Origin of the sequence: Photobacterium sp. DA100 (assembly GCF_029223585.1) — a bacterium.
In the GTDB taxonomy this organism is placed as follows: Bacteria; Pseudomonadota; Gammaproteobacteria; order Enterobacterales; family Vibrionaceae; genus Photobacterium.
Genome location: NZ_CP119423.1, coordinates 863341 through 885132 on the forward strand (window position 1 = coordinate 863341; position 21792 = coordinate 885132).

Annotated in this window: 22 protein-coding genes; 7 read left to right on the forward strand and 15 right to left on the reverse strand. The window is 47.5% G+C overall.

Annotated features, from left to right (window positions below; translation table 11 throughout):
• Nucleotides 1–1018: 1018 nt before the first annotated feature.
• The 5 genes from PTW35_RS04465 to PTW35_RS04485 form a co-directional block, all read right to left on the reverse strand.
• Nucleotides 1019–1279 carry a hypothetical protein gene (locus PTW35_RS04465; RefSeq protein ID WP_281026676.1) on the reverse strand — a complete coding sequence of 87 codons (261 nt, stop codon included), beginning with the start codon at nucleotides 1277–1279 and terminating at the stop codon, nucleotides 1019–1021.
• A 208-nt stretch (nucleotides 1280–1487) separates the two neighbouring features.
• Nucleotides 1488–2165: a peptidoglycan-binding domain-containing protein gene (locus tag PTW35_RS04470; protein WP_281026677.1), complete on the reverse strand. Its 678-nt coding sequence runs from the start codon at nucleotides 2163–2165 to the stop codon at nucleotides 1488–1490.
• Nucleotides 2166–2178: 13 nt separating this feature from the next.
• Nucleotides 2179–2658 carry a peptidoglycan-binding domain-containing protein gene (locus tag PTW35_RS04475; RefSeq protein ID WP_281026678.1) on the reverse strand — a complete coding sequence of 160 codons (480 nt, stop codon included), beginning with the start codon at nucleotides 2656–2658 and terminating at the stop codon, nucleotides 2179–2181.
• On the reverse strand, nucleotides 2655–2939 hold the full coding sequence (locus PTW35_RS04480) for a hypothetical protein (RefSeq protein WP_281026679.1): 285 nt from the start codon (nucleotides 2937–2939) through the stop codon (nucleotides 2655–2657). Before PTW35_RS04480 ends, PTW35_RS04475 begins: the two co-directional genes overlap by 4 nt.
• Before the next feature lie 57 nt (nucleotides 2940–2996).
• Nucleotides 2997–3311: a hypothetical protein gene (locus PTW35_RS04485; RefSeq protein ID WP_281026680.1), complete on the reverse strand. Its 315-nt coding sequence runs from the start codon at nucleotides 3309–3311 to the stop codon at nucleotides 2997–2999.
• A 748-nt stretch (nucleotides 3312–4059) separates the two neighbouring features.
• On the opposite strand from PTW35_RS04485, the gene PTW35_RS04490 reads away from it, so the two are divergent.
• The 4 genes from PTW35_RS04490 to nagA all read left to right on the forward strand — a co-directional run bounded on the left by PTW35_RS04490 (nucleotide 4060) and on the right by nagA (nucleotide 9819).
• Complete coding sequence (locus tag PTW35_RS04490) at nucleotides 4060–5610, forward strand: PRD domain-containing protein (RefSeq protein ID WP_281026681.1); 1551 nt, start codon at nucleotides 4060–4062, stop codon at nucleotides 5608–5610.
• Between the two features lie 97 nt (nucleotides 5611–5707).
• Entirely contained in the window at nucleotides 5708–7267 is a 1560-nt protein-coding gene (locus tag PTW35_RS04495; RefSeq protein ID WP_281026682.1) for a PTS transporter subunit EIIC, read from the forward strand.
• Between the two features lie 3 nt (nucleotides 7268–7270).
• On the forward strand, nucleotides 7271–8617 hold the full coding sequence (locus tag PTW35_RS04500; RefSeq protein WP_281026683.1) for an adenylosuccinate lyase family protein: 1347 nt from the start codon (nucleotides 7271–7273) through the stop codon (nucleotides 8615–8617).
• A 2-nt stretch (nucleotides 8618–8619) separates the two neighbouring features.
• Nucleotides 8620–9819 (forward strand): N-acetylglucosamine-6-phosphate deacetylase, encoded by a 1200-nt coding sequence (gene nagA / locus PTW35_RS04505; RefSeq protein ID WP_281026684.1) that lies wholly within the window; start codon nucleotides 8620–8622, stop codon nucleotides 9817–9819.
• A gap of 154 nt (nucleotides 9820–9973) precedes the next feature.
• Here nagA and PTW35_RS04510 read toward each other — a convergent pair whose 3' ends face one another.
• From PTW35_RS04510 to PTW35_RS04530, 5 genes are read right to left on the reverse strand one after another with little or no spacing between them, the layout of a single operon-like run.
• Nucleotides 9974–11389 (reverse strand): glycoside hydrolase family 1 protein, encoded by a 1416-nt coding sequence (locus tag PTW35_RS04510; protein WP_281026685.1) that lies wholly within the window; start codon nucleotides 11387–11389, stop codon nucleotides 9974–9976.
• Between the two features lie 18 nt (nucleotides 11390–11407).
• Nucleotides 11408–12406 (reverse strand): LacI family DNA-binding transcriptional regulator, encoded by a 999-nt coding sequence (locus PTW35_RS04515; RefSeq protein ID WP_281026686.1) that lies wholly within the window; start codon nucleotides 12404–12406, stop codon nucleotides 11408–11410.
• A gap of 56 nt (nucleotides 12407–12462) precedes the next feature.
• Entirely contained in the window at nucleotides 12463–12792 is a 330-nt protein-coding gene (locus tag PTW35_RS04520; RefSeq protein WP_281026687.1) for a PTS lactose/cellobiose transporter subunit IIA, read from the reverse strand.
• Nucleotides 12792–14087, reverse strand: a complete 1296-nt coding sequence (locus tag PTW35_RS04525; RefSeq protein ID WP_281026688.1) for a PTS sugar transporter subunit IIC — start codon at nucleotides 14085–14087, stop codon at nucleotides 12792–12794. Before PTW35_RS04525 ends, PTW35_RS04520 begins: the two co-directional genes overlap by 1 nt.
• A gap of 13 nt (nucleotides 14088–14100) precedes the next feature.
• Nucleotides 14101–14406 (reverse strand): PTS sugar transporter subunit IIB, encoded by a 306-nt coding sequence (locus PTW35_RS04530; RefSeq protein WP_281026689.1) that lies wholly within the window; start codon nucleotides 14404–14406, stop codon nucleotides 14101–14103.
• 539 nt (nucleotides 14407–14945) lie between these two features.
• On the opposite strand from PTW35_RS04530, the gene PTW35_RS04535 reads away from it, so the two are divergent.
• From PTW35_RS04535 to PTW35_RS04545, 3 genes are all read left to right on the forward strand, one after another.
• Nucleotides 14946–15434, forward strand: a complete 489-nt coding sequence (locus PTW35_RS04535; protein ID WP_281026690.1) for a hypothetical protein — start codon at nucleotides 14946–14948, stop codon at nucleotides 15432–15434.
• Nucleotides 15435–15683: 249 nt separating this feature from the next.
• Complete coding sequence (locus tag PTW35_RS04540; protein ID WP_281026691.1) at nucleotides 15684–17129, forward strand: methyl-accepting chemotaxis protein; 1446 nt, start codon at nucleotides 15684–15686, stop codon at nucleotides 17127–17129.
• Between the two features lie 197 nt (nucleotides 17130–17326).
• Nucleotides 17327–17836, forward strand: coding sequence for an ACT domain-containing protein (locus PTW35_RS04545; RefSeq protein ID WP_281026692.1), 510 nt, complete (start codon nucleotides 17327–17329; stop codon nucleotides 17834–17836).
• Between the two features lie 124 nt (nucleotides 17837–17960).
• Here PTW35_RS04545 and lpxM read toward each other — a convergent pair whose 3' ends face one another.
• The 5 genes from lpxM to PTW35_RS04570 all read right to left on the reverse strand — a co-directional run bounded on the left by lpxM (nucleotide 17961) and on the right by PTW35_RS04570 (nucleotide 21781).
• Nucleotides 17961–18899: a lauroyl-Kdo(2)-lipid IV(A) myristoyltransferase gene (lpxM, locus tag PTW35_RS04550; RefSeq protein WP_281026693.1), complete on the reverse strand. Its 939-nt coding sequence runs from the start codon at nucleotides 18897–18899 to the stop codon at nucleotides 17961–17963.
• A 262-nt stretch (nucleotides 18900–19161) separates the two neighbouring features.
• On the reverse strand, nucleotides 19162–19578 hold the full coding sequence (locus PTW35_RS04555; protein ID WP_281026694.1) for a MarR family transcriptional regulator: 417 nt from the start codon (nucleotides 19576–19578) through the stop codon (nucleotides 19162–19164).
• A gap of 13 nt (nucleotides 19579–19591) precedes the next feature.
• Complete coding sequence (gene dmeF / locus PTW35_RS04560; protein WP_281026695.1) at nucleotides 19592–20554, reverse strand: CDF family Co(II)/Ni(II) efflux transporter DmeF; 963 nt, start codon at nucleotides 20552–20554, stop codon at nucleotides 19592–19594.
• 194 nt (nucleotides 20555–20748) lie between these two features.
• On the reverse strand, nucleotides 20749–21267 hold the full coding sequence (locus PTW35_RS04565) for a CueP family metal-binding protein (protein ID WP_281026696.1): 519 nt from the start codon (nucleotides 21265–21267) through the stop codon (nucleotides 20749–20751).
• 16 nt (nucleotides 21268–21283) lie between these two features.
• Nucleotides 21284–21781 carry a cupredoxin family protein gene (locus PTW35_RS04570; protein ID WP_281027431.1) on the reverse strand — a complete coding sequence of 166 codons (498 nt, stop codon included), beginning with the start codon at nucleotides 21779–21781 and terminating at the stop codon, nucleotides 21284–21286.
• Between the last annotated feature and the right edge of the window lie 11 nt (nucleotides 21782–21792).

The window sequence follows — 21792 nt, forward strand, 5'->3', positions numbered from 1 at the left end:
AACCATATCCCGATTTCAACGACACATCTGGCGTTTGGTAAATCCAATCAATCCCTTACCAATCTTTTCAAGCTTTACCCCATCTAGGTGATCCACTTTGTGTGTATGACACGAGGCTGGCATGACAAATTTATGGTTATCTTCAGTTTGCATTCTGAGTTGCCACATTGAGACATTTGAGACTGGCAATACTGGCTATGGTTTATTTAACCCCTACAGGTTGAGAGCTTAATAAATCTGTAAATACATGACTTGGTAATTTACAATGGAGGGTCCTGTGATAAAGATCCTATGGCTCTACGTTAAAGCGTGTGTGTTTATGTTTGTGTTTGGTTTTTTAGCTTCTTTAATTTATTTTATTTTTGTTTAGCATTAATTTGCCTTTGTGTATGCTCGAGTAGTTAGGAATAATATTGACTATTAAAAGATGATGAATTTTTATAATAATTCATCATCATGTTTAAAATCGCTATGAATTTAATAATTTGATAGAGCTTTGGCGCTGGATAAATTTTCAAGTAAAGTAATGAAAAGCTGTGATTTATCCTTAGCCAAATATCTCTAAGAGTATTTACCTGTATTTCTTAAAGAGTGGAGGCTAATTTTAAGAAGACAAAATAAACTATCACAAGAAGTATTCATATATTTAGTGGTTTGTTTGAAGTTGTTGGCTGTATTTTTATAAAAATATCACCACGAACTTTTGATTTTATACTGCTTATTAATCAATTTTAATTAAAGCAGTGTCATATTAATACCGACGAACGAATAAAGACATTATTTATCGAAATGGCGTTATTAAATACGTTAAATAAAAAGCAGTTTTATAAATTGTTTAAGGTCAGTGATACCACTATGAAAAATGACAGGGAATATATATTTTCAACCCTGGCCTCCTAGATTTGGTCAATGAAACTATCGTGCAGCAAGGAACGAGGTTAACGGGTGAAGAAGCCAAGATCCGTACCCATACCGCAGGACAGGGCTTAATACATTGGATGTAGACAAGGATAATTTGCTAGTTATTGATATTGACCGCATTGATGAAGAGATAGATAAATAAAGCGCGGGACGCATTAGATACTTTATTTGGTAGTTTTGGCAGCAAACTCCTTGCCAAGCCAAGCCAAGCCAAGCCAAGCCAAGCCAAGCCAAGCCAAGCCAAGCCAAGCCAAGCCAAGCCAAGCCAAGCCAAGCCAAGCCAAGCCAAGCCAAGCCAAGCCAAGCCAAGCCAAGCCAAGCCAAGCCAAGCCAAGCCAAGCCCTCTGGTTGTCGTCACTATCTTTTCAGGTTCCTAATGGCAGCAGTGCTCACAAGTCAGCTGTTATAAGCCTCGCTTTGTAAAATAGCCAAACCTGTTAGAGTAAGTCCAATACGAGTATAGCAAGTGAGATATTGGTAGTTTCACTCATAGTGCTCATCGTCTTCCTTAAATAAGCGGGTTTCACCTGAAAGCTGCCAAATAAATCTCACTTGCGGTGATCAATTTAGGTTGAGAGCAATTGTTGCCAGGTGACTGGGCCTACTACACCATCAATGGTAATACCTCTTTTTTCCTGAAAGGCCATGACCGCAGATTTTGTCTGCTGACCGAATATCCCATCCTCTGCTAACGCCGTTTGTAATGTTTGGTTTAGGCGCTGTTGTAGTACAAGTACTTCAGCGCCCAAAGAGGTGAGTTTAAGCGTTCCATGCAGTATTCGGGCTGGTGACTCTTTAAAGTGAGGGTTGGATGCGTATGTCATCTCACCAAAGTGGTCAAGGCCAAGTACTGTACGATAGTCAAATACCGGGCAAGCTTTGTTTGACACTTCGCAATGACCGCGGAAGATGATTTGGTTTTCATAGGCTTCGTTAATCTGCCTGCAGAGTGAAATTAAAGAATTAAATTGCTGCTCAGTAAATAGCTCTGGTTTTAGCCCATGTAGACAGATGGCTATTGACCCTTGATTGTAGCCGAGTTGTGCGGCCGGTATTTTTTCAATATCCCGGCCATTTTCGATAAGCCCGTCCTTTCGAATAAAGTAATGGTATCCGACATCATTCCACTTCCTAGCAAGGTGCCATTTCCTCATAGTTTCGACATTATCATGCGCTGGACTGTCACTGGCACTGCAGTGTAGAAATACCACTTCGATACTACGTTTGGGTTTATAGAATTCCATAACGCCTCCAGTTCTATAGGTGGGGGAGCTTCATTAGCTTCATGCCTGCAACTTCGTCGAGAACACTATCGAATGGGAGGTTTTGCAGGTACTTAAAGGCTTTTACGGCATCGGCCGTGTTTTTCCCAAAATCGCCGTCAACCTTTAGGCTTAGGTTAAGTAATTGGTTTAACTTTCTTTGTAATGCTTTGACCTTATGCCCTTTATCTCCTAGACGCAGCTCACCCTGGTAAATGAAATGTATTGTTTTTTCTACTTCTGAGAGGTGTATTCGGGTAGCTAGTTTCACTTCAATTGTTGAGTGGCTGGTATCTTTACCCTTGAAGGGCACGAGCAGAACGCCGGTGTTATCCTTCAACGTCGTGTTTAAGGTTACACCCACATCGACAGTGCCAGTGAAGTCAAGCTGGTTACGTACCTCGGAAATATTGGCAATAGTTGAAGTAAAAAGTTTACCTACCGATATTGCCGGTAGCTGGGTTTTGTCAGTCATCCTTCCTCCTCGTGGGTTATATCCATATCTGTATTGATAATCCCTTTGAGGTTGAGGCTTATCCCTCCGCTATTGGAGATCCTAAGTTTATCCCCGTCTTGGTCGCATTTCAGGCTGATATCAAAGTCAATATCTCCAAGTATTAACGCCCGGGCTTGGGTGGGGGGAACGTTGCTCGACATGGAATTGACCCGGCTGATTGATTTTTGCAGGGCAATAAGAACTTGCTCGAGAGTCTTATCCGGCATTGGGCCACATTCGTTTTCACTGTTTGTATTCATAAAGGCACATCCTTATTTCTTCAACCAGGGTTGATGCTCGACGTAGTGAAACTATGCTCAATCAGTGCTGCTTTCGGCGGCAGGAAGCGAGACGCTACCAAGCATAGTGACGGCTTTATTGATAGTCGTGCTATCTACCAGTTCTGGAGCACCCAAAATACTGAGGTAGTCTTTGAGAGCAATTTCCTTGTCGTTGGTGAGGTTATATATCGCCTGAGCCTGAAGGACACTTTCTGAGGCGATTTCTCGGGCAAAGCCAAATGTGCCGCTGGCTTGGATCATTCCGATGCCTAATCCCAATGAGACGCCTGTTTCGGTTCGCTCCAGCGAGGCGATACGCATGGATATTGAGAGGGATAACTGGGCAGACATTTTCCACGTTGGGGCAAGTTTGAGGTGCTCTTCGATGATGTTTTTTTGACATTATCGGGCTGATCTTGAATGAGCTTGCAGAGATCGCTGAGCCACTTCATCCAAATATGACGCTGGGCAGTTGAGGCTTGAACCACAGCGTCCGCAGGGGCGGTGAGAAGTGTTGTAATGACACTGGAGAGGTTTTCACTAGCCATGCTCTTTCCATATCAAGTGAGTGGATAATAAGGGCAAGACCATACAGCCAACATACTGCCGAAGATGGCAATAAGGGCTTGTCCATATTTTGTGTAAGGGTATATGCAATAAATTGAATTGCGGGGTTTTAGATTTACAACTTTCCTTTCTGGTTTTTGCGATCAATGTCTCGTAATTTATAAGCGGTAATGAAGGAGGGAAAGGTTTCGTTAACTTTAATCGCTTCTGATGCTCTTACCCTGCACAGCTTAGGCTTCAATGCTAGCGACGATTGATGATTAAGAGAAGCCAAGTTGCATGGTTGCCCGGTCCCGTTATGCTTTATGTTCTGCTTCTGGGACAAGCTTTGCTTGTCTTGCTGTGGATGAAAGGCTATCTATCATTGCCGTTAGACAAGGCGAAAAGACGTGTTATTTGTGATTAACCACACGAAAATTAAAATCCATAATTTTATTTCAAACACTTAGAAAACGGTATTCATTGTTTGCATTCACACTCACGGTGCCGGTCCGATATAATGCTGGCGCCGGATAATTTTTGAAGTGTAGCAATGAATAGCTTTGATTTAGCCTTAGCCAAGTATATTCAAGAGTTCTCTCCCGTTCCGATAAGGACTGTCGAGAATCATTTTAATAAAACGAAATCGACCATCGCGAGAAGTATCAGCAAGCTTAATCAATGGGTTGAAATTGACGATTTTATTAGTTTTGATAAACAAAATATTACCACTAATTTTTCATATTCCGGCTATACCAAACTTTTAAATCAATTACCCCTAAGTCACTACCATAGCAATACCAGTGAGCGGATAAAGGCTTTATTAGTCGAAATGGCCTTGACGGAGACGGTAAATAAAAAGCAGTTCTATACCTTGTTCAATGTCAGTGATACGACGCTCAAGAATGATCGGAAACATATTCTATCAACCCTGGAATGCCTGGGTTTAGTCAATGAAACCGTCGTGAAGAAAGGAACAAGGCTAACGGGAGAAGAAGCTAAGATCCGGATCCATACCGCAAGGACAGTGCTTAATACACTTGAATTGGACAAGGATAACCTGCTGATTGAGCATCTTTCAAACACGCCGGTTAATAAGCTGATAGCCAGCCATTTTCTGTCCTACTGCCATGATTATCTTGTTACTTCTGCGGCAATGTATAACCAACTTGAGCAACAATACCGGGTAAGGCTTTCCTATAATTCAAAGAAGTTCCTGATTATATATTTTTCTCTGACCCTACTAAGGGGCAGGCAAGGGCGCAGGCTCTCAGCGCTGGATATCGATGACTGGCTATCGAATCAATATTTTAAGGTATTTGATAACCATGAAGAAAACCTGTTGGCTAGCCGTATTCTTGCTTCTATGACGTTTTATTCGGGTAAATATAATTGTTATGACCCGCGTCTGACGCCGCAGATAGAAAATTTCACCCAGAAGCTATGTGGCAGTATCCGAACGCATATCCATAATCGGAATGACTTTTTCGCCGATCTTTATAGTGTTATTAAAAGCTGTTTAACTCAGGCTAAGCTGAATATTTCATTTCCAGATAAAAAGTTGTCAAAAGTTAAGGAAAGACATCAGTTTGTCTATCAGTTAGTTGAGAAATATATTGCTGATGTTGAGCGAAGTGTTGGACTGGTTTTAAGTGAAAATCATCTCGCAACGATTACGATGGTAATAAAGAAATATGTGGTGCAAAATAAAGCGATTGATAGAGAAAGAGCAAGAATCTATCTGGTTAGTAATTCTTCACACAATAAACTCGGCTATTTTATTGAGAAATTAAAAACCCATTTCCACATTGATATTAAAGGGATCGTCAATAGCAATGAAATTATTCACATCCCCGAAGACCAATATGATGTGTTGATTACTTTTACCAATAAAATTTCCCGCTATTTATCTTTCCATGGCAAAACATCGGTCAAAGTAGATTTCCAGCTGGGTGAAAGCGATCTCAGGGCGCTAAAACAGCTCGGACTGTCTCGATCGGCGCGCAAGATCCCGGTCGACCAATTCATTGCGCAGATCCAGCAACTCTCCCCGCATGAGCTCAACCATTTACTAAAAACACAGTATAAAGAGCACTTTATTTAAGGGCAGTTTGTGCGTCAATTTTAGCTGATTTTCTTACCTTGATGGCCCTTAGCAAAATTTTATGATGAGGGTAAATTAATCTAATAGGTACCCAACAATGAGTTCTAGCTTCAAAAACGAAGTCCAGACATTCGGTCGCTCCTTGCTCCTACCCATCGCGGTGCTAGCCCCGGTAGGTATGATCATGGGGGTGTCGAGTGCACTTGGACAAGCTTATATGGTGGAAAAGCTCCCGCTCTTGGGGAACGAGTTTTTTACCACTCTGTTCCAGTCCCTGCGTGATATTGCCAGTGTCATCTTCTCTAACATTCCGTTGCTGTTTGCGATGGGGGTGGCTTACGGCATGTCGAAGAAAGAAAAGGGGATTGCGGTATTTGCCTCGGTTATCGCTTACTTGACGTTGCTGATTTCGATGAAAGTCAGTTTGCAACTGACCGGCACCCTGACCACTGATAACCCCGGGCTGGTGGGGCAGGGCATGGTTTTAGGGGTGCATACCCTCAAGATTGAAGCGCTGGGTGGTATTATTGCCGGTTTGGTGGCCGCCTTGACCACCGACAGGTTCTATCGCCTCGAGTTGCCATTGGCTTTTGCTTTCTTCAGCGGCAAAAAATCGGTAGCGATCATCTCAATCGCGCTCATTGTGCCGATCGGCTTGTTGATCCCGTTCTTCTGGAATATGTTCACCTCAGCCATGGTGAGCCTGTCGAGTATCTTTATGGCCGAGGGCTTTGGCCCGGGGATCTACTGGACACTCAATCGCTTGTTGATCCCGTTTGGCCTCCATCATGTGTTCAGCTCTGCGCTTCGCTTTACTGAAGCCGGCGGGATCTACGTCATCGATGGGGTGACTTACACCGGTATTCTTCCGGCGATGAACCAAATTCTGTTTGAGCTCGGCCCTAACCATCCTGCTTGGCAAGAGCATATGCCAACCCTTTCTGCCTACTTGGCGCCGGGACAGATGCTGACTACCCTGTTCCGTATCCCTGCGATTGGTCTGGCGATGTACCACACCGCGTTTGCCAAGAACAAGACCATTGCCAAAGGCCTGATCCTGACCATTGTGCTGACGGCGTTCTTGGGCAACGTCACTGAGCCGCTGGAATTCTCATTCCTGTTCATCGCGCCGAAACTGTTCTTTGTCTACGCCCTGCTGTGCGGTTTGCTGACTGTACCTATGTACTACCTGGACATCTCTATGGGGTATATCCGCGGTACGATCTTTGACTTCGGGATCTTTGGCCTGATGTACGAAAATACCCAGTGGCTGAGCCTGGTTATCCTCGGCTTGATTAACTTCGTGGTGTTCTATTTCGTCTTCCGCTACGCCATCGTTAAGTTCAACGTTGCTACCCCGGGGCGCGAAAAGGATGTTGGCGACAATACGCTTTTGATCAACAAGGAATACGGCAAGATTGCGGATATCGTCGTTGAGGCCCTTGGCGGCAAAGGCAACATCAAACGTGTCGAAAACTGTGTGACCCGCCTGCGTATCGACGTGAAAGATCAGAAAATTATCGATGTGAAGAAATTCAAAGAAGCTGGCTCTTCGGGGACGTTCATCCCATCCAGTAACCATGTCCATGTTGTATTCGGCCCACATGTCGAGTTTGTACGTAACGCTGTCGATGACAATCTAGCCCAGGGAGCATAACTGATGCGTGCTTTATACGATTCAAAGAGCAAAACCATTGATCATGAAGGGATGAAAGATCTCTTCTCTAACGATGCCCGCATTCAGTCTTGGCTTGATCTCGAGTCGGCCCTGGCGCAGGCACAGGCGGAGGTGGGGATGATCCCCGCCGAAGCCGCCCGTAACATTGCGGAAAACAGCCATATCGACAAGATTGACCTGGTGCGGATGAATGAAATCTTCGAGAAGATCGGCCATGGTTTTGTGCCACTTATCAAGGTACTGGTGGAGGCCTGCGACGAAGAAAGCGGCAAGTATGTTCACTACGGGGTAACAACGCAGAATATCCAGCAGAGTGCCCATTTGCTGCTGGTGAAGAAGTTCCACGACAAGCTGATGGATTTTGTCGACCGCACCATTGTTAACCTTGGCCGCCTGGCGGCCGAGCACAAAGACACCGTGATGGCGGGCCGTACCCACGGCAAGCACGCACTGCCAATTACCTATGGCTACAAGGTCGCCGTGTGGATTAACGAGCTGATGGCGGCAAAAGAGCGGATGCAGGAAGCGGAAAAGCGTGTGTTCACCGTTATGATGGGCGGCGCGGTTGGTGCTTTCCACGCAACCGGTGAGAAAGGGCGCCAGGTGCAGGATCGTGTCGCGGAAATGCTGGGGATGCATTCGATGCCGATCCCGTCGCGTAATACGCGCATCTTCCGCGCCGAATACATTACCAACTTGTGCTTGCTGGCCACGACCTACCACAAGATAGCGGAAGAGGTATACCAGACCTCCAGCGAAGAGTTTGCCGAAGTATCGGAAGCCTTCACCAAGGGCACGGTGGGCAGCAGTACCATGCCGCAGAAGGTCAACCCTAAGCTGGCTAAGGGGATCATCGCCAACTCCCAGAAGCTGTATTCGGTACAGACGGCGAGCATGTATGTTGCCCCGCGTCCGTTCGAGGCTGATAGCTCGGCCTACTTCATTTATGATGCCAGCTTGCAGGAAAGTGTTGAGCTGATGGCGGAGATTATCCTGCGTGCCGAGGAGCTGACTCGGACACTGGTGGTTAACCGCGAGCGGATGTTCGATAACGTGATGATCACCAAGGGGCTGATCAATAGCGAGAAAATCATGATGAGCCTGGTTGAGCGCCTAGGTAAGGATCCCGCCCATGAGCTGGTTTATGAACTGGCGATGGAAAGTACCCACCAGGGAATTGACTACAATGTCGTACTGGCCAGCAACCCGGTGATCACCGAGCACTTTAGCGAGCAGGAGATCAAGGAGATGCTGGATCCGGCCTGTTACACCGGCTTGTGTGCGGATATCGCAGAGCAGTTTGCCCAGTTGGCCTTACAGGGGAAATAGCCGTGGGTCATTTCATTATCAAATCGGATCACATCATCACCCCGCAGGGGGAGGTTGCCGGCTTCCTTGAGGTCAATAATGGCAAGATCACGGCAATCCACCGTGAGTATACTGGCGAGTATATCGATCATAGCGAGCACAACATCATGCCGGGCTTTGTCGATATTCACATTCATGGCTGGGGCAGGGGCTCTTTTGCCTACAAGGGGACGCTAGACTCTCTGCGCCATATGAGTGAAGACCTGCCGAAGGTCGGCGTGACCTCCTACCTGCCGACCAGCGGTACTATGCCCAATGATTTTCTCGAGAGCTCGTTGCAGGCTGCGGCGGAGCATATTGCCGAGTTTCAACCTGCAATGGGAGCCGAGCCGGTTGGGGTCCATATGGAAGGCCCGTATATCAACCCCGAGTATCTGGGGCTGCAGCGGGAGGATAGTATCCAGCGACCGAGTATCGCGGGCTTTGATCATTTCAATGCATTATCGGGTGACAACATTCGCTTGATGACGCTGGCCCCGGAGGTGGAGGGCAGCTTAGATCTTATTCGCCATATGCGCAGCAAGGGGATCACGGCGTCGGCCGGTCATACTGCGGCGACGTTTGACCAAATTACCACGGCGATTGAAGCGGGCTTGAACCATTTCACCCATGCGTTCAGTGGGATGCGAGGTTTTCATCACCGTGAGCTGGGAGTTGTCGGGGCGTTGATGTATCACCAGGATGTGTATGCCGAAGTCGCTAAGCAGACAGGGATCACCATCCGCCATGAAGCGTTCGATATTCTTTATCGGCTGAAAAAAGATCGCCGTTTGGTGATGATGACGGACTGTATGGGCTATGCCGATTTTCCTGATGGCTATGAGTTCTACCACTACCTGCGTAAAGAAACCTTCAACGTCAAAGATGGTCAGTTGTTCCTGACCCATGATGACGGCACGGTGAAGCAGGTGAACCCGTGCTGCTACAAAGACGTCGAAGGGCTGGAGATGAACTTCCTTGAATCGGTGCGGGCTGTTGTCGACCGGCTGGATAATGGTCTCTGCTCGGTAGCAAGCATCGCCTGCGAAAACCCGGCTACCTTGGCAGGGGTCGCTGACCGCAAAGGGAGCCTTGAGGCCGGAAAAGATGCCGATATTCTGGTACTGGACCAAGAGCTGCAGCTGTTGGACGTATACTGCTGTGGTGTGAAGCAGGCCTTGTAATATTGTTTGGGTATTATTGATCCCATGACATCAAATTAAGTTAATGGCTGGCAGTTTTGCCAGCCATTTTTAATTTCACTGGACATAAAATCAGATAACCACGCACGAATGCACTTATTTTAAGCGTGTGTAGTTATTTCGTTATGTTGGCGAATTAATTGTGGAGGTTTTCGCCCCGGGTATTGATGACTTCTTGATACCAGTGGAAAGAGGCTTTCTTTTTCCGCACTAGATCATTGTTGTGATCAACATAAATAAACCCATATTGCTTTTTATAGCCATTTAGCCAGCTAAGCAGATCGATGGCAGACCAAGCGTAATAACCTTTAACATTCACGCCGGCATCAATCGCTTTTTTGACGGCAACCAGATGGTCATTAATAAAGTTGATCCTTGGAATATCACAGACTTCACCTTCGATGATAGGATCTTCATCGCCAAGACCATTTTCAGTGATATACATTCTGATATCGCCATAATAGTCTTTGAGAAGCTGCAAACCATCAACAAAACCTTCGGGTGAGATTTCCCATCCCCACTTGGTGTAGCGCTTGTCATTCATTTTGACTGTGCGGTATACACCGTCGAAGCTCGGGTTGCCCGGTGCGCCTGTTGAATTTTCTCGTGTTGGCTCGAGCGCTTCAAAAGGTTCGGTGATTTTTTCAACTCGTATAGGCTGGTAGTAATTGAGCCCGATGAAGTCGTTAAGAGGAGCGGCCTGTTTAATTGAAGCCAATTCATCATCCAGCATGACAGGGCAAGTACCATTCTTCAGTAGTAGGCCCATCACATATTCAGGGTACTCTCCTTTAAGCACAGGGTCATAGTACCAGTTTATGCCGAACTGGTTGGCATGCATGGCTGCGAAGGTATGCTCTTTTGAGTCATCAACCGCAAAAGCCGGTGAGAAGACATGGCTAAGGCCAATTTCCCCATATTGTTTCAGCGCCTTATATGCTAAAACGGCTTTTGCATGGGCGGTAAAGACATTGTGTGTAGCCTGGAAGTATTTCGCAGGATCATTTTTAATGCCGGGTGGGTGTGCACCTGCAAGGTAGCCATGACCACAGAAGATCACGGTTTCATTGAAGGTGATGAAATGCTTAACTCGGTCACCAAAGTGCTCAAAACACACCTTTGCATAACTGACGAAAGCATCGATGGTGTTTTTATTTAACCAGCCACCTTCTTTTTCCAAAGGTAGTGGTAGATCCCAGTGATATAGCGTAACAAATGGCACGATGCCATATTTCAAGCACTCATCAATGACATTGTTGTAGAACTCAATCCCCTTAGGGTTAATGTCACCTGTACCTTCAGGGAATATACGTGCCCATGAAATGGAGAAACGGTAAGATTCAAGCCCCATTTCAGCCATTAGCTTAATATCTTCTTTGTACCTGTGGTAATGATCGACTGCGATCTCACCTGTTGTGCCTTCGAAGGTTTTACCCGGGATAGTGACAAATTCATCCCAGTTAGTTAATCCTTTGCCATCTTCTTGAATGGCACCTTCTACCTGATAAGCAGCCGTAGCCGCTCCAAAGAAAAAATCGTTGGAGAATTTCATATTTAATCAACTTATATTTTATAGAGGTTTTGTTGACTCTCGAATAATCAACTGCCCTGAAATCAGTTCAGATGAATCAGGTGTTTTCCCCTGGGTATATTCTTGGGCAACAAGCATGGCCCTTTCGGTAATATGGCTTATTGGTATATTAACGGTAGTGAGTTTTGGTGTAACAAATTCACTCATTTTTTCATTGTCGATACTGACTATCGAGAGCTGTTCAGGAACGTTGATTCCTTTTTCTCTGCAAGCTCGTAATATACCTATCGCAATATCGTCACTGGCTGCGACAATGGCACTGAACGCAAAATGAGAGCCAAGTACTTCATTTGCTATCTGGTAGCCACTTTCCAGTGAGAAATTACAGCAAAAAATATCCGTGGTTAAACCAAGATGACTTTTTGCTGCAGTGACCGATTTAAATGTGGATAAACGTAATCTGGTTGTGTTGCTCATTGCATCTGGTCCGAAGTAGGCAATTTGACGATGCCCCGAGGTCAACAAATGCTCTAACGCATCAGCGATGGCTTTTTCTTGGTCAAAGGCAATCGAATAGCCTGCTTGATTTGGAAGTTGGCGACCGACATGGACAATAGGGATGTCAATGCTGTTATTCAGCTCGATCAGTTGCTCGCTTGTTAAACGGCGGCTATAGAGCACAATGACATCACATTTTTTGTCTACCAGAGATTGGATTGCTTCTAGCTCTAAATCAGGCTGGTTTTTACCATCGGCGATTAAGAGCTTTTTACCCATTTTATCTGCACTTAAAGATGCTTGTTTCAATAGGCTACCAAAGTAGTTGCCATCAAAGTCCGATAGGACCAGGCCAATACTGTTACCACTACTGTTTGCTAGTGCCTGAGCAAGGCTATTTGGCTTGTAGTTGAGTTCTTTCATCACCGCTTCAACGTGCTCGCGGGTACTGGGCTTTACTTGGCCCGTGCCGTTGATAACGCGAGAAACGGTTGCTTTAGACACACCAGCCATTTTGCAAACATCAGAAATTGTAGCCATCAAAACCTCTTGATAGGAAAGGGAGTGATCCCGAATATTGTTGTTATGGTTGCTTGCTACGGTTGTTGTAGCTTGCGGTGAATATCAATGAGTTCCTCAATCAACTCCCGGGCAAGCATACTGGTCATGATATGGTCCTGAGCATGGACCATGATGAGGTTAACCGGTACTTTGCCTTCGCCTTGATCCAAGCCGATGAGTTGGGTTTGTACATCATGCGCTTTTTTTGCTGCGGCAGATGATTCGTTGAGTAAGTCATCAGCCCCTTTCCAGTTGCCAGCCTTGGCTGCTCTTAGTGCCTCCATGGCTAAGGACTTGGCAGAGCCTGCGTTGATAATGAGCTCCATGACCGTTGATTCTAAGTCAAAATCGATGTGATCTGTCATTATTTTTCCTCAGTTTGAGCTTCTTGTTTTAAAAGCTCTTTTTCATACATTTTGAAGAATGGGTAGTAAATTAGGGTGGCGACTGCCATCAGGACAAATACCAGTAGTGCAGAGCTTAATGCCCAACCTGCCGCCCATGCCGCACCGATAGGTGCAGGGGATGTCCAAGGCACCACTGAAATGACTGCGCCAACCAAGCCTGTTTTAACGCACATGTAAGCAATGACTGCGTTGACGACAGGGGCGGTGATAAATGGAATAAAGAATGTTGGGTTCATAATAATCGGGGTACCGAAAATTACGGGTTCGTTGATGTTGAACAACGATGGTACGACGCTCAGCTTACCAATGGCTCTCAGGTGTACTGCTCGGCTGCGCATGAATAGGAAAACCAATCCTAGTGTTGCACCTGAGCCTCCTAATACAATGAAAAAGCTCCAGAAACCTTCCATGAAAACATGCGGTAACGCGTCGCCTGCAGCGAGAGCGGCTTGGTTCGCTGTTAAGTTGGTCAACCAGAATGCCTGTAGCATACCGCCAACAATGGCTGCACCATGGATACCTGCAAACCACAGGATATGGGTCAGAAGAACCGCCAACAAAATAGCTGGTAATGAATCTGCGGCACTCACCAAGGGCTTGAACGCTGTCATGATAGCGTCAGGGATTAACATTCCGGTTTGGCTATGGATCAGCAGGTTGACTGGGTACAGTGTGACGACAATCAGCAGGATAGGAATTAATAGGTCGAAAGACTCTTTAATTTTCGCAGGAACCTGATCCGGCAGTTTAATACCAATATTCTTGCGCTTTAGGAAATGAACCAGTTCGGTACAGTAAAATGAAACCAGAACGGCAGTAAAAATACCTGTGCCTCCAAGGAAACCAGCAGGTAGGGCACCATCAGTAAGCGGAGCCGATATTAAGAGGAACGACATCAATGACAGCATGGCCGGCATGAAAGGTTCCATCTTGTAACTTTGCGCCAAATTGTATGAGATCGCCGCCGTGATATAGATGGACATGATGCCCATGGTCATATTAAAAGGCGTCAAAAACTCGGCCTGGTATTCACTCGAAATCTGCAGCCAAGCCTGAGCAAACCCTATTTGGGTATCGGCTGAAAACGGTGGGAAAACAAAGACTAAAAGGAATGAGCCGACAATCATAAACGGCATTGCCGAAATGAAGCCATCACGCATTGCCATGACATGTCGTTGTGAAGCCGCCTTACCTGCAACGGGGGTAATTTTGTTTTCTATAAAATTAAAAATGTTTGCTGTAAATGCTGACATAGTGTTAGCTCCTTTACGCTAGTTCAGCAATAGCATCATCTAAGATCTTGTCGCCTTTCATCATCCCGTAATCCATCGAGTTGATAACTTTCACTTTTTTATTTTGCTTGGCAGCGCTAGCTGAAAAATCGGCTTCTTTGTATTTCACTTGCGGGCCTAGCAGCACAATGTCGAAGTTTGGCAGGCAATTTTCAAATTCGTCTAGGCCCACAGCCTTGATTTCGGCTTCGATAGATTTTGAGGTCGCTGCTTCTTGCATTTTTTTCACGACCATACTTGTAGACATACCGGCAGCACAGCAAAGTAAAATTTTAACCATTTTCTATTCCTTCAATTGGTTGTAATTAAGTTCTGCATTTACTCTACCTAAAAATGAAACCGCTTACAGAAACCGGTTTCATTTTTAGATATCCGATCACAGAAACCGGTTTCATTTTTGAGGAAATGAAGATGGATATCACGTTTTTATTTAACGAGAGAGCAATGATGCTGGAGGCAGAGCGCTTAATCTGGATGTTGTTTTCTAGTAGTAAAGTAAAAACAAGAGGCATCCAATACATGCGGATTACTAGAGAGTGAGGTATTGGCGTTCAGACGTTAGTCAGTGATGCTTTCTCTGTGATCGTTGACCGAGTGATTCGGCGTGCTCACCGAATCTAAATTTCACTTTTTTAAAAGTCAGCCACAAAAACCGTGACAGGTTATGCGTTGTGGCACGAGATTTTCGCTGGTATATTTGCCAAAGCTTGAAGTCGATCACCCTATTTGCAACAAATATTGATAAAACGCATGGTTCTTCGTGGCCGGAGTGCATAATGTCACTGTTGTTCTGTTCCAGAGAAATGAAAGGTTACCAATATGTCTGATGTACCAGTGTCTGTTACAACCGCCGCCGAAGTGATCCAGCCGGTTGCTGAATCTTCGGGTTCGATTTGGGGTTATGTAGCTGGTGGTGTTGCCTTGCTGATTGTTGCTGGTTTTGCTGGCTTTAAGTTTATCAACAAGCCTGCGTTTATTATTAATCGGGTTCGCAAACGTAACCTGAAAGAGATTAAGAAGTTAGGCGTTGAAAATTCTGACTTCGTGATGGATTTAGATAAGTTGCTAGATTCGGTTGAGAACTATGCAACCAAAAATGGCATGAAGGGAACTGATGTGGTGAATATCATCAGCCCGATGAATGATACGGCCCGTATCAAGACTGCTGGCGATATGTACCAGTCAATGATTTACATTGCCAACTCAATCAATGATACCTCGTTGGCTCGTGAGTTTAAAACTAAGTCGAAGCAAGTGAAGGCGAACTCGCCACTGATGGCTGGCCTGTTCAAGCGCGCGGGTATCTAATCGCTTCGGCCTGATACCGTTCTGTTACTAAAAGCCGGTTGGTATCCATCCTGAAACTAGGGTGGCTATCAGCCGGTTTTTTTATTTCGGCGGGCTGTTGAAAGCGGTAATTTATTCTCAGTTGTGATCTGAATCTTCTTTTGGTGAAAATGCCTGTTTTTCTTGTCCTAAAAATAAACCCTGTATCACAAATGGATTGGGTGAGCTGCTACCATATGCCGCAAACCATAATGATTACAGGGAACGACGATGAGAGAGGTTGAATTTCGCACCATTGACAGGCTATTTGTCAAAATGTCGGTCAATGATAAGTTTTGGGTGCTCTTTGCACTGATTGCCACGGTCGTAACGGCGATGGCCGGCCTGCAATACCGCCAAACGGTTACCCAGCTGGAGCAACAGCAGCAGAGGGGGGCGGAGGCGCGGTTAACGGCCATGGTCGAGACTGTGCAGGCCTCTGGCTTGGACAGTGATAGCCAGCGTAGCGTGCTGCAGCAGCAGGGGGTCAACTTTACCAATCACTCCCACGCAGCGGCCAGTAGCCAGGTTGTGGTGGTGACACCGCTGGGTAGCGCAAGTTTGTCGCAGGAGCCGTCGGCCTTGTTGCAGGCAGACAAAGACCAGGCGCTACAGCGCTTCTTCTTTTCTCTAGCCACACTTCTTCCTGTCGGATTGCTGTGTTACTGGTTGGCTACTTTCCTTGGCGGAGCCCTGTGGGTGATGCATCAGGCGACCAAGCGGATTGCTGATGGTGATTTGACCTCAAGGTTGGGTTTCCATGTCGGCAGGGATGAATTCGGTATTATTGGCTTTGAGCTAGACCGTACCATGGATACTTTGGGCGAGCTGGTCATTACCGTTAAGCAAAGCACGCAGAGCTTGCAGGTTGCGGCTGGTAACTTTAGCGATGTTGCCCAGGGGGCTGGCCAGCAGGTGAACCAGCAGTATGCTTCGCTGGATTCGGTGGCGACGGCGATGGAGGAGATGACGGCATCGGCGAACGATATTGCCGGTTTGGCACAGCAAACCTCAGAGCAGTCGGATGCTGACATGCAAAGCATTGAGCAGGGGAACCGTAACGTTCAGCAGGCCATTGTTAAAGTGACGCAGCTGTCAGAGCAAACCGATGAAGCTTCGCGTGCTGTTGGCAGCCTCAACGAGAAGGCAGAAGAGATCAATGCGGTGATCACGACTATCAATGCGATCTCCGAGCAAACCAACCTTCTGGCCTTGAATGCGGCGATTGAGGCAGCCCGTGCGGGTGAGCAAGGGCGCGGTTTTGCCGTGGTGGCTGATGAGGTGAGGACACTGGCGGGTCGTACTCAGCAGGCGACGGTCGAGATCCAGGCCATGATTGACAAGCTGCAGCTTGAAACAAGCAGTATTTCGAACATTACTGCCGTGACCTTGGAGCAGTCCCACCAGAGCCGCGAGATGATCACTGAAATCGGCCGCGATGTGAATAACATTGCGGAGTCGGCGCGCCAGGTGATGGATATGAGCACCCAGATTGCAACTGCTGCCCATCAGCAGACGACGGTAGCTAATGATATCGCCTCAGAGCTGCACGATATCCGCTCCCAGTCGGAGCTGATCCGTACCATGAGTGAACAGTCGATTGATAACAGCACCAGCTTGGGGAATACCTCTCGTCAGCTGGGGGAAATTCTGCAGAAGTATCGCACCAACAGCTGAATCCGTTGAGCAGCACATTACTAACGAGCCAGTTACGTGAGTAACTGGCTTTTTTATATGGATTTGTGAATTCAATACGGGTAACCGGACTTTTTCGTAACCAGAATGGAGCCTTATCACGGCACGGTTTCATCTTGCTTGCTAGTCTGACTATATAGCCAGTTTTTTTCTGGCTCGAGTGTAGAGGGGGAGCGCGTATGAATACTCAACTAACCGTAACACTGGCGGGACAAGATCATCCTCAACTTATCAATAAATTGGCAGCCAAGACGCATGAGCTTGGGGGAAAGTGGCTGATCAGTAAAATTAACAGGCTGGATAACCAAGTCGTCGGGATTTTGAAAATTGATATTCCTGCCCAGTCAGTTAGCCAGCTCAAGGAGCTTTTTCAATCCCAGCAAGAATTGGATGTCCGGGTCATTGAAGCCAGACATGTCGGTGACATCAAAACTGATCACCTTACTTTGAAGGTTGAGTCGAGTGACCGCCCGGGTATCGTCAATGATATTACCCGTATCCTAGACAACATCGGGATCGGCATCGTGAAAATCGAAAACCACCGTATCGGCGTGCCCGATCTCGGACAGGCGTTATTTTTTGCCGAGCTGCAGGTTGATGTGCCGACAGAGGTGGATATAGAACAGCTGCTTGAGGCGTTGCAGCAAGTCGATGATGGTCTGCGGGTGAAAGTGCTAGAAACCGTATAACGTTAGGCGCGACTTGCGGCGCCGCACCATAAAATCCGATGAGGGATCTGTTGGGGCCGGATGCAAAGTGCATTCGGCCCTTTCTCATTATGCTTGACCGCCAGCTAGCGGTCATCGGTCCCCGTTAATAGCGCCTGCTGCCATCGGGGTGGGTACGCAAGATCTTGAGGATCCACATATATTGCTCTGGCTGCTGGCAGATCATGGCCTCCAGCTCCTGGTTCATCCGCGTGGCATCTCGGAATTCATCGCCTGATGGAAAGTCGTTTAACGGCGGCTTGATGGAAATGGTAAATTTGCCTGTGGCTAAGTCGTATGCCGGAAAGACCGGCAGCACCGCAGCATTGGAAAGTTTGGCCAGTTTACCCACGCCTTTCACTGTGGCTTTTTCGTGGCCGAAGAACGGGGCGAACACACTCTGCTGGAGCGAGTGCTCTTCATCCGGCAGGTAATAGGCCAGATAGCCTTCTTTGATTGAGCGCAGATAAGGTTTGATCCCCTGGCTACGTTGATAAATGCGCCCGCCGAACTGCTTGCGCTGAACGTTCATCAGCCAGTTGATGATGGGGTTGGTTTGTGGCTTGATCATCGCCACCATCGGCATATCGTTGGCCGCAAAGTAGAGTGCGGAAAAGTCTATGGCCCAGTTGTGGGGCACCAGCATGATGATGTTCTTGTCTTCGGCCTGCAGGGCCTCCAAGTGTTCAAGCCCTCGGACATCATGGCTGTTTAGCATATAACGGCGGCCCTTAATAAAAGGCTGAGCGAAGCCAAGCAAAATACAGCCTGCGACGGTGAAGGTGTCTTCCAGCAGCGCCAATCGCTGTTTGTCGTCGTAATCGGGAAAGCACAGCTCGATGTTTTTCAGTGCTCGGCGCTTTGCTCCTCTTTTTTTCTTTAAAATCAGCTTGGCCGCGAAACGGGAAATGGTTTTTCGTGCCCCATGGGGCAAAAGGGCAAGCAATAGTATAACTGGCATTGCTGTCCACAGTAGCCAGTGGCGTGGGTGTAAAAAAGAAAACTGAAAAGCCGGGTTGTACTGGCCGTAGGTGGTATCGTTCATGTCCGTATCCATTCAGGCCAAACTCAGTTGGCCGGGGCTGTTAGCAGCCGAGTATCGAAAGTGTGTCTAGAAGCAGACAACTGTTATTCAGGAATGGTTCAGGATTGTAAGCGGGTGGTGTGAAGTTACCAACAAATTATCGATGAATTAATAATTATGTGATGTTTATTCGGCCACTTAATAAGAGTGTCTGTGCATATTAGGGGGAGGGATATACAGGCGCTTCGCGCACCTGCATATAGAAGGAGGGAGAGACGTTTAGTTAGAACTCTTGGTTTATTTTGGTCAGGCTGGCGAGTAGTTGTCGGCACTCTTCTGCGCTGAGCTTGGCGGTGATGTCCTGCGTCAGGCTGAGGTGAAGCTGATCATGCTCGCGGTACAATGCTTCGCCCTCAGCGGTGAGCTCAACCAGGATCGACCGGCGATCAGATTCATGCGGACGGCGTACCAGCAGGCCCAGCTTGACCATTTTGTCGACCTGAACAGTCAGGGTGCCGGTGGTGACGCCAATTTTATCCGCCAGCTCCTTCATCCGCATTGCACCATGGGCACCGAGAATTTCAACAACATGGATCTGTGGCAGGGAGAAGCCCTTGCCACGGACGACAGATTGCTCCCAAGAAGAGAGTTTTTCGTAAAATTCGATAATGGCGTGGTTCAACTGTTCAATGTCTTTCATTTTTGTCTCGTTGTCAGGGTGCCGTCTGGCACGGGTTGACCTCTATCGTGAGATGGCTAAGTTTATCGAATTCTGCCAGCAATTGCTTGTATTCCATAGCGGGTCTGGGTTGGTGGGTAACCAGCGATATCATTGCCGCATAATGGTCGGCGCTGACTTTCCAGATGTGGATATCACTGACTTTGCTATCCGCTTCATTCTCAAGCGCCGCGATGATTTTTTGCTGGTAGGTATGGTCAATATTGCCGTCGAGCAAGATCGGACTGGTTTGCTTTATCAACCCCCATGCCCAGCGGGTAATAATGACCGCACCGACCATCCCCATAACGGCATCCAGCCAGTTGTAGCCGAGGTATTTACCAAACAGCAGGGCCACAATAGCCAACAGCGAAGTGAGGGCGTCAGCCAAGACATGGAAATAGGCGGCACGCAGGTTATGGTCGTGGCTATGGCTATGGCTGTGGTCATGGTCGTGCGTGTGGCCGTGGTGGTGGCCATGATCATCGTGGCTGTGGCTGTGGCTGTGGCCGTGCAGCAGGAAGACACTAATAATGTTGACCACCAAACCAATCAGGGCCACCAGAATAGCTTCATTGAACTGAATGGCCTGCGGGTTGAACAGGCGCTGAAATGACTCAACCAGCATCAGCAGAGCGACCAGGCCAAGGGCGATGGCGCTGGTGAAGCCGCCGAGCACGCTGACTTTGCCGGTACCGAAGGAGAAGGCCGGGTTGCTGGCATGCTTGCGGGCATAGCGGTAGGCAAACAGGGTGATCAGGAAAGCCGCCGCATGGGTACCCATGTGCCAACCATCTGCCAGTAGCGCCATCGAGCCAAATAGTGTGCCTGCGGTGATTTCTGCCACCATGGTAACCATGGTCAGCCCGAGGACCCAGAGTGTCCGTTGTTCGCCTTGGTGGTTGAGTGGGACAAAGTCATGGCTGTGCTGCCATTGCTGCAAATTCTCGCTGTGCATGAGTGTTTTCCTGATTGGTGTAAGCTGTTTTGTTTGATATTTATATATTTTGATGATCAATCTATTTTGCGATCATATAGTTTGAAAGTCAAAGTATTGTGAGAGACCAGGAGCAAGGGGATAAGGTATGGGCAAGAGTGATATGGCCCTGCTGCGTTAATGTCTGCAGGGCCGAGATTGTATAGGGGAGTGAGTTAAAGTAGCTGCATGGTGGTGATGCAGGTACGGCTTTCGTTGTCCGTACTCAGTACCTCGGAAGCGGTCTTGCCCTGATAGGTGAAGGTGAATTTGTAGTGGCCATTTTTCGGCATCCAGAAATCAATGAACCCGTCTTTCTGGGTTTTGACCATGCCAGACTGAACCACTTCGTTGGTCTGGGTATCTTTTATTTCTACCATCATCGCTTTGTTGACCATTTCCCCCTGGCAGCCGGTCGGGACATGGAAGGTACAGCCATGGGTCACCTGTTCGTATGGGGCAATGGAGAGCAGGAATTCATCGTCGATCGCTACCGTTGCTTTTGTACCATCGGTAAACTCGGCGTGAATAGCATCCGGCATGACTTTCACGCTTGCCTCGCCCGTTCGGTGCCACTGATGGGACTGCTCGAGTGCCTGCTGTGGGGAGAGCGCTGCGAAAGCTTGCGCATCAACACTTGCCATTGCCTGGCCACCGCCTAGCGCGAGAAGGAGGGTAGGTATTAGGTATTTCATAGCCTGTTCCATATCGTTATTTCAAAATTGTATTACGCTTCATGCCAGCCTCTGAATGGCCGGGAATGTTGCAGGAAAATTCGACAAAGTTCTGCCCCATGAAGTGCCATCCCATTTCTGTCGTTTCCCCAGGGGAGAGGGTGACGGTGGTACCGTCATGGTGCACCATATTTGGCATGGCCTGCATCATCTCTCGGTGCTTGGCTTGCTCATCGATGCTGCCGATCGAAAACTCATGGGGGATCTGGCCCTTGTTCGTTACCACGAATCGCACCACATCCCCTTGTTTGATGGCTAGGCTTGGCTCGAATTGCATTTTCATGTCATCAGTTAGTACGACCTGGTAGGTCTGGCTTGCTTGAGAGGCGGGTGCCGGCATACCGACAGCAGAGGCCATGGCGCCGTGGCCAGACATTGTCCCATGTCCTTCTTGGTGATGGGCATGATCGCCTGCAGCAAAACTGAAGGGCGCCACAAGTACTAGAGCCAGCGAAAGAGCAACATTTAATTTCATCATCATTCCTT

Bases quoted from the DNA above. Each gene is read 5' to 3' on its own strand.
- PTW35_RS04545 (WP_281026692.1), top strand. From the start codon at position 17,327: ATGAATACTCAACTAACCGTAACACTGGCGGGACAAGATCATCCTCAA.
- PTW35_RS04540 (WP_281026691.1), top strand. From the start codon at position 15,684: ATGAGAGAGGTTGAATTTCGCACCATTGACAGGCTATTTGTCAAAATG.
- PTW35_RS04490 (WP_281026681.1), top strand. From the start codon at position 4,060: ATGAATAGCTTTGATTTAGCCTTAGCCAAGTATATTCAAGAGTTCTCT.
- PTW35_RS04535 (WP_281026690.1), top strand. From the start codon at position 14,946: ATGTCTGATGTACCAGTGTCTGTTACAACCGCCGCCGAAGTGATCCAG.
- PTW35_RS04480 (WP_281026679.1), bottom strand. From the start codon at position 2,939: ATGAATACAAACAGTGAAAACGAATGTGGCCCAATGCCGGATAAGACT.
- PTW35_RS04525 (WP_281026688.1), bottom strand. From the start codon at position 14,087: ATGTCAGCATTTACAGCAAACATTTTTAATTTTATAGAAAACAAAATT.
- PTW35_RS04495 (WP_281026682.1), top strand. From the start codon at position 5,708: ATGAGTTCTAGCTTCAAAAACGAAGTCCAGACATTCGGTCGCTCCTTG.
- PTW35_RS04515 (WP_281026686.1), bottom strand. From the start codon at position 12,406: ATGGCTACAATTTCTGATGTTTGCAAAATGGCTGGTGTGTCTAAAGCA.
- PTW35_RS04485 (WP_281026680.1), bottom strand. From the start codon at position 3,311: ATGTCTGCCCAGTTATCCCTCTCAATATCCATGCGTATCGCCTCGCTG.
- PTW35_RS04470 (WP_281026677.1), bottom strand. From the start codon at position 2,165: ATGGAATTCTATAAACCCAAACGTAGTATCGAAGTGGTATTTCTACAC.
- PTW35_RS04500 (WP_281026683.1), top strand. From the start codon at position 7,271: ATGCGTGCTTTATACGATTCAAAGAGCAAAACCATTGATCATGAAGGG.
- lpxM (WP_281026693.1), bottom strand. From the start codon at position 18,899: ATGAACGATACCACCTACGGCCAGTACAACCCGGCTTTTCAGTTTTCT.
- PTW35_RS04530 (WP_281026689.1), bottom strand. From the start codon at position 14,406: ATGGTTAAAATTTTACTTTGCTGTGCTGCCGGTATGTCTACAAGTATG.
- PTW35_RS04510 (WP_281026685.1), bottom strand. From the start codon at position 11,389: ATGAAATTCTCCAACGATTTTTTCTTTGGAGCGGCTACGGCTGCTTAT.
- PTW35_RS04520 (WP_281026687.1), bottom strand. From the start codon at position 12,792: ATGACAGATCACATCGATTTTGACTTAGAATCAACGGTCATGGAGCTC.
- dmeF (WP_281026695.1), bottom strand. From the start codon at position 20,554: ATGCACAGCGAGAATTTGCAGCAATGGCAGCACAGCCATGACTTTGTC.
- PTW35_RS04555 (WP_281026694.1), bottom strand. From the start codon at position 19,578: ATGAAAGACATTGAACAGTTGAACCACGCCATTATCGAATTTTACGAA.
- PTW35_RS04475 (WP_281026678.1), bottom strand. From the start codon at position 2,658: ATGACTGACAAAACCCAGCTACCGGCAATATCGGTAGGTAAACTTTTT.
- PTW35_RS04565 (WP_281026696.1), bottom strand. From the start codon at position 21,267: ATGAAATACCTAATACCTACCCTCCTTCTCGCGCTAGGCGGTGGCCAG.
- PTW35_RS04570 (WP_281027431.1), bottom strand. From the start codon at position 21,781: ATGAAATTAAATGTTGCTCTTTCGCTGGCTCTAGTACTTGTGGCGCCC.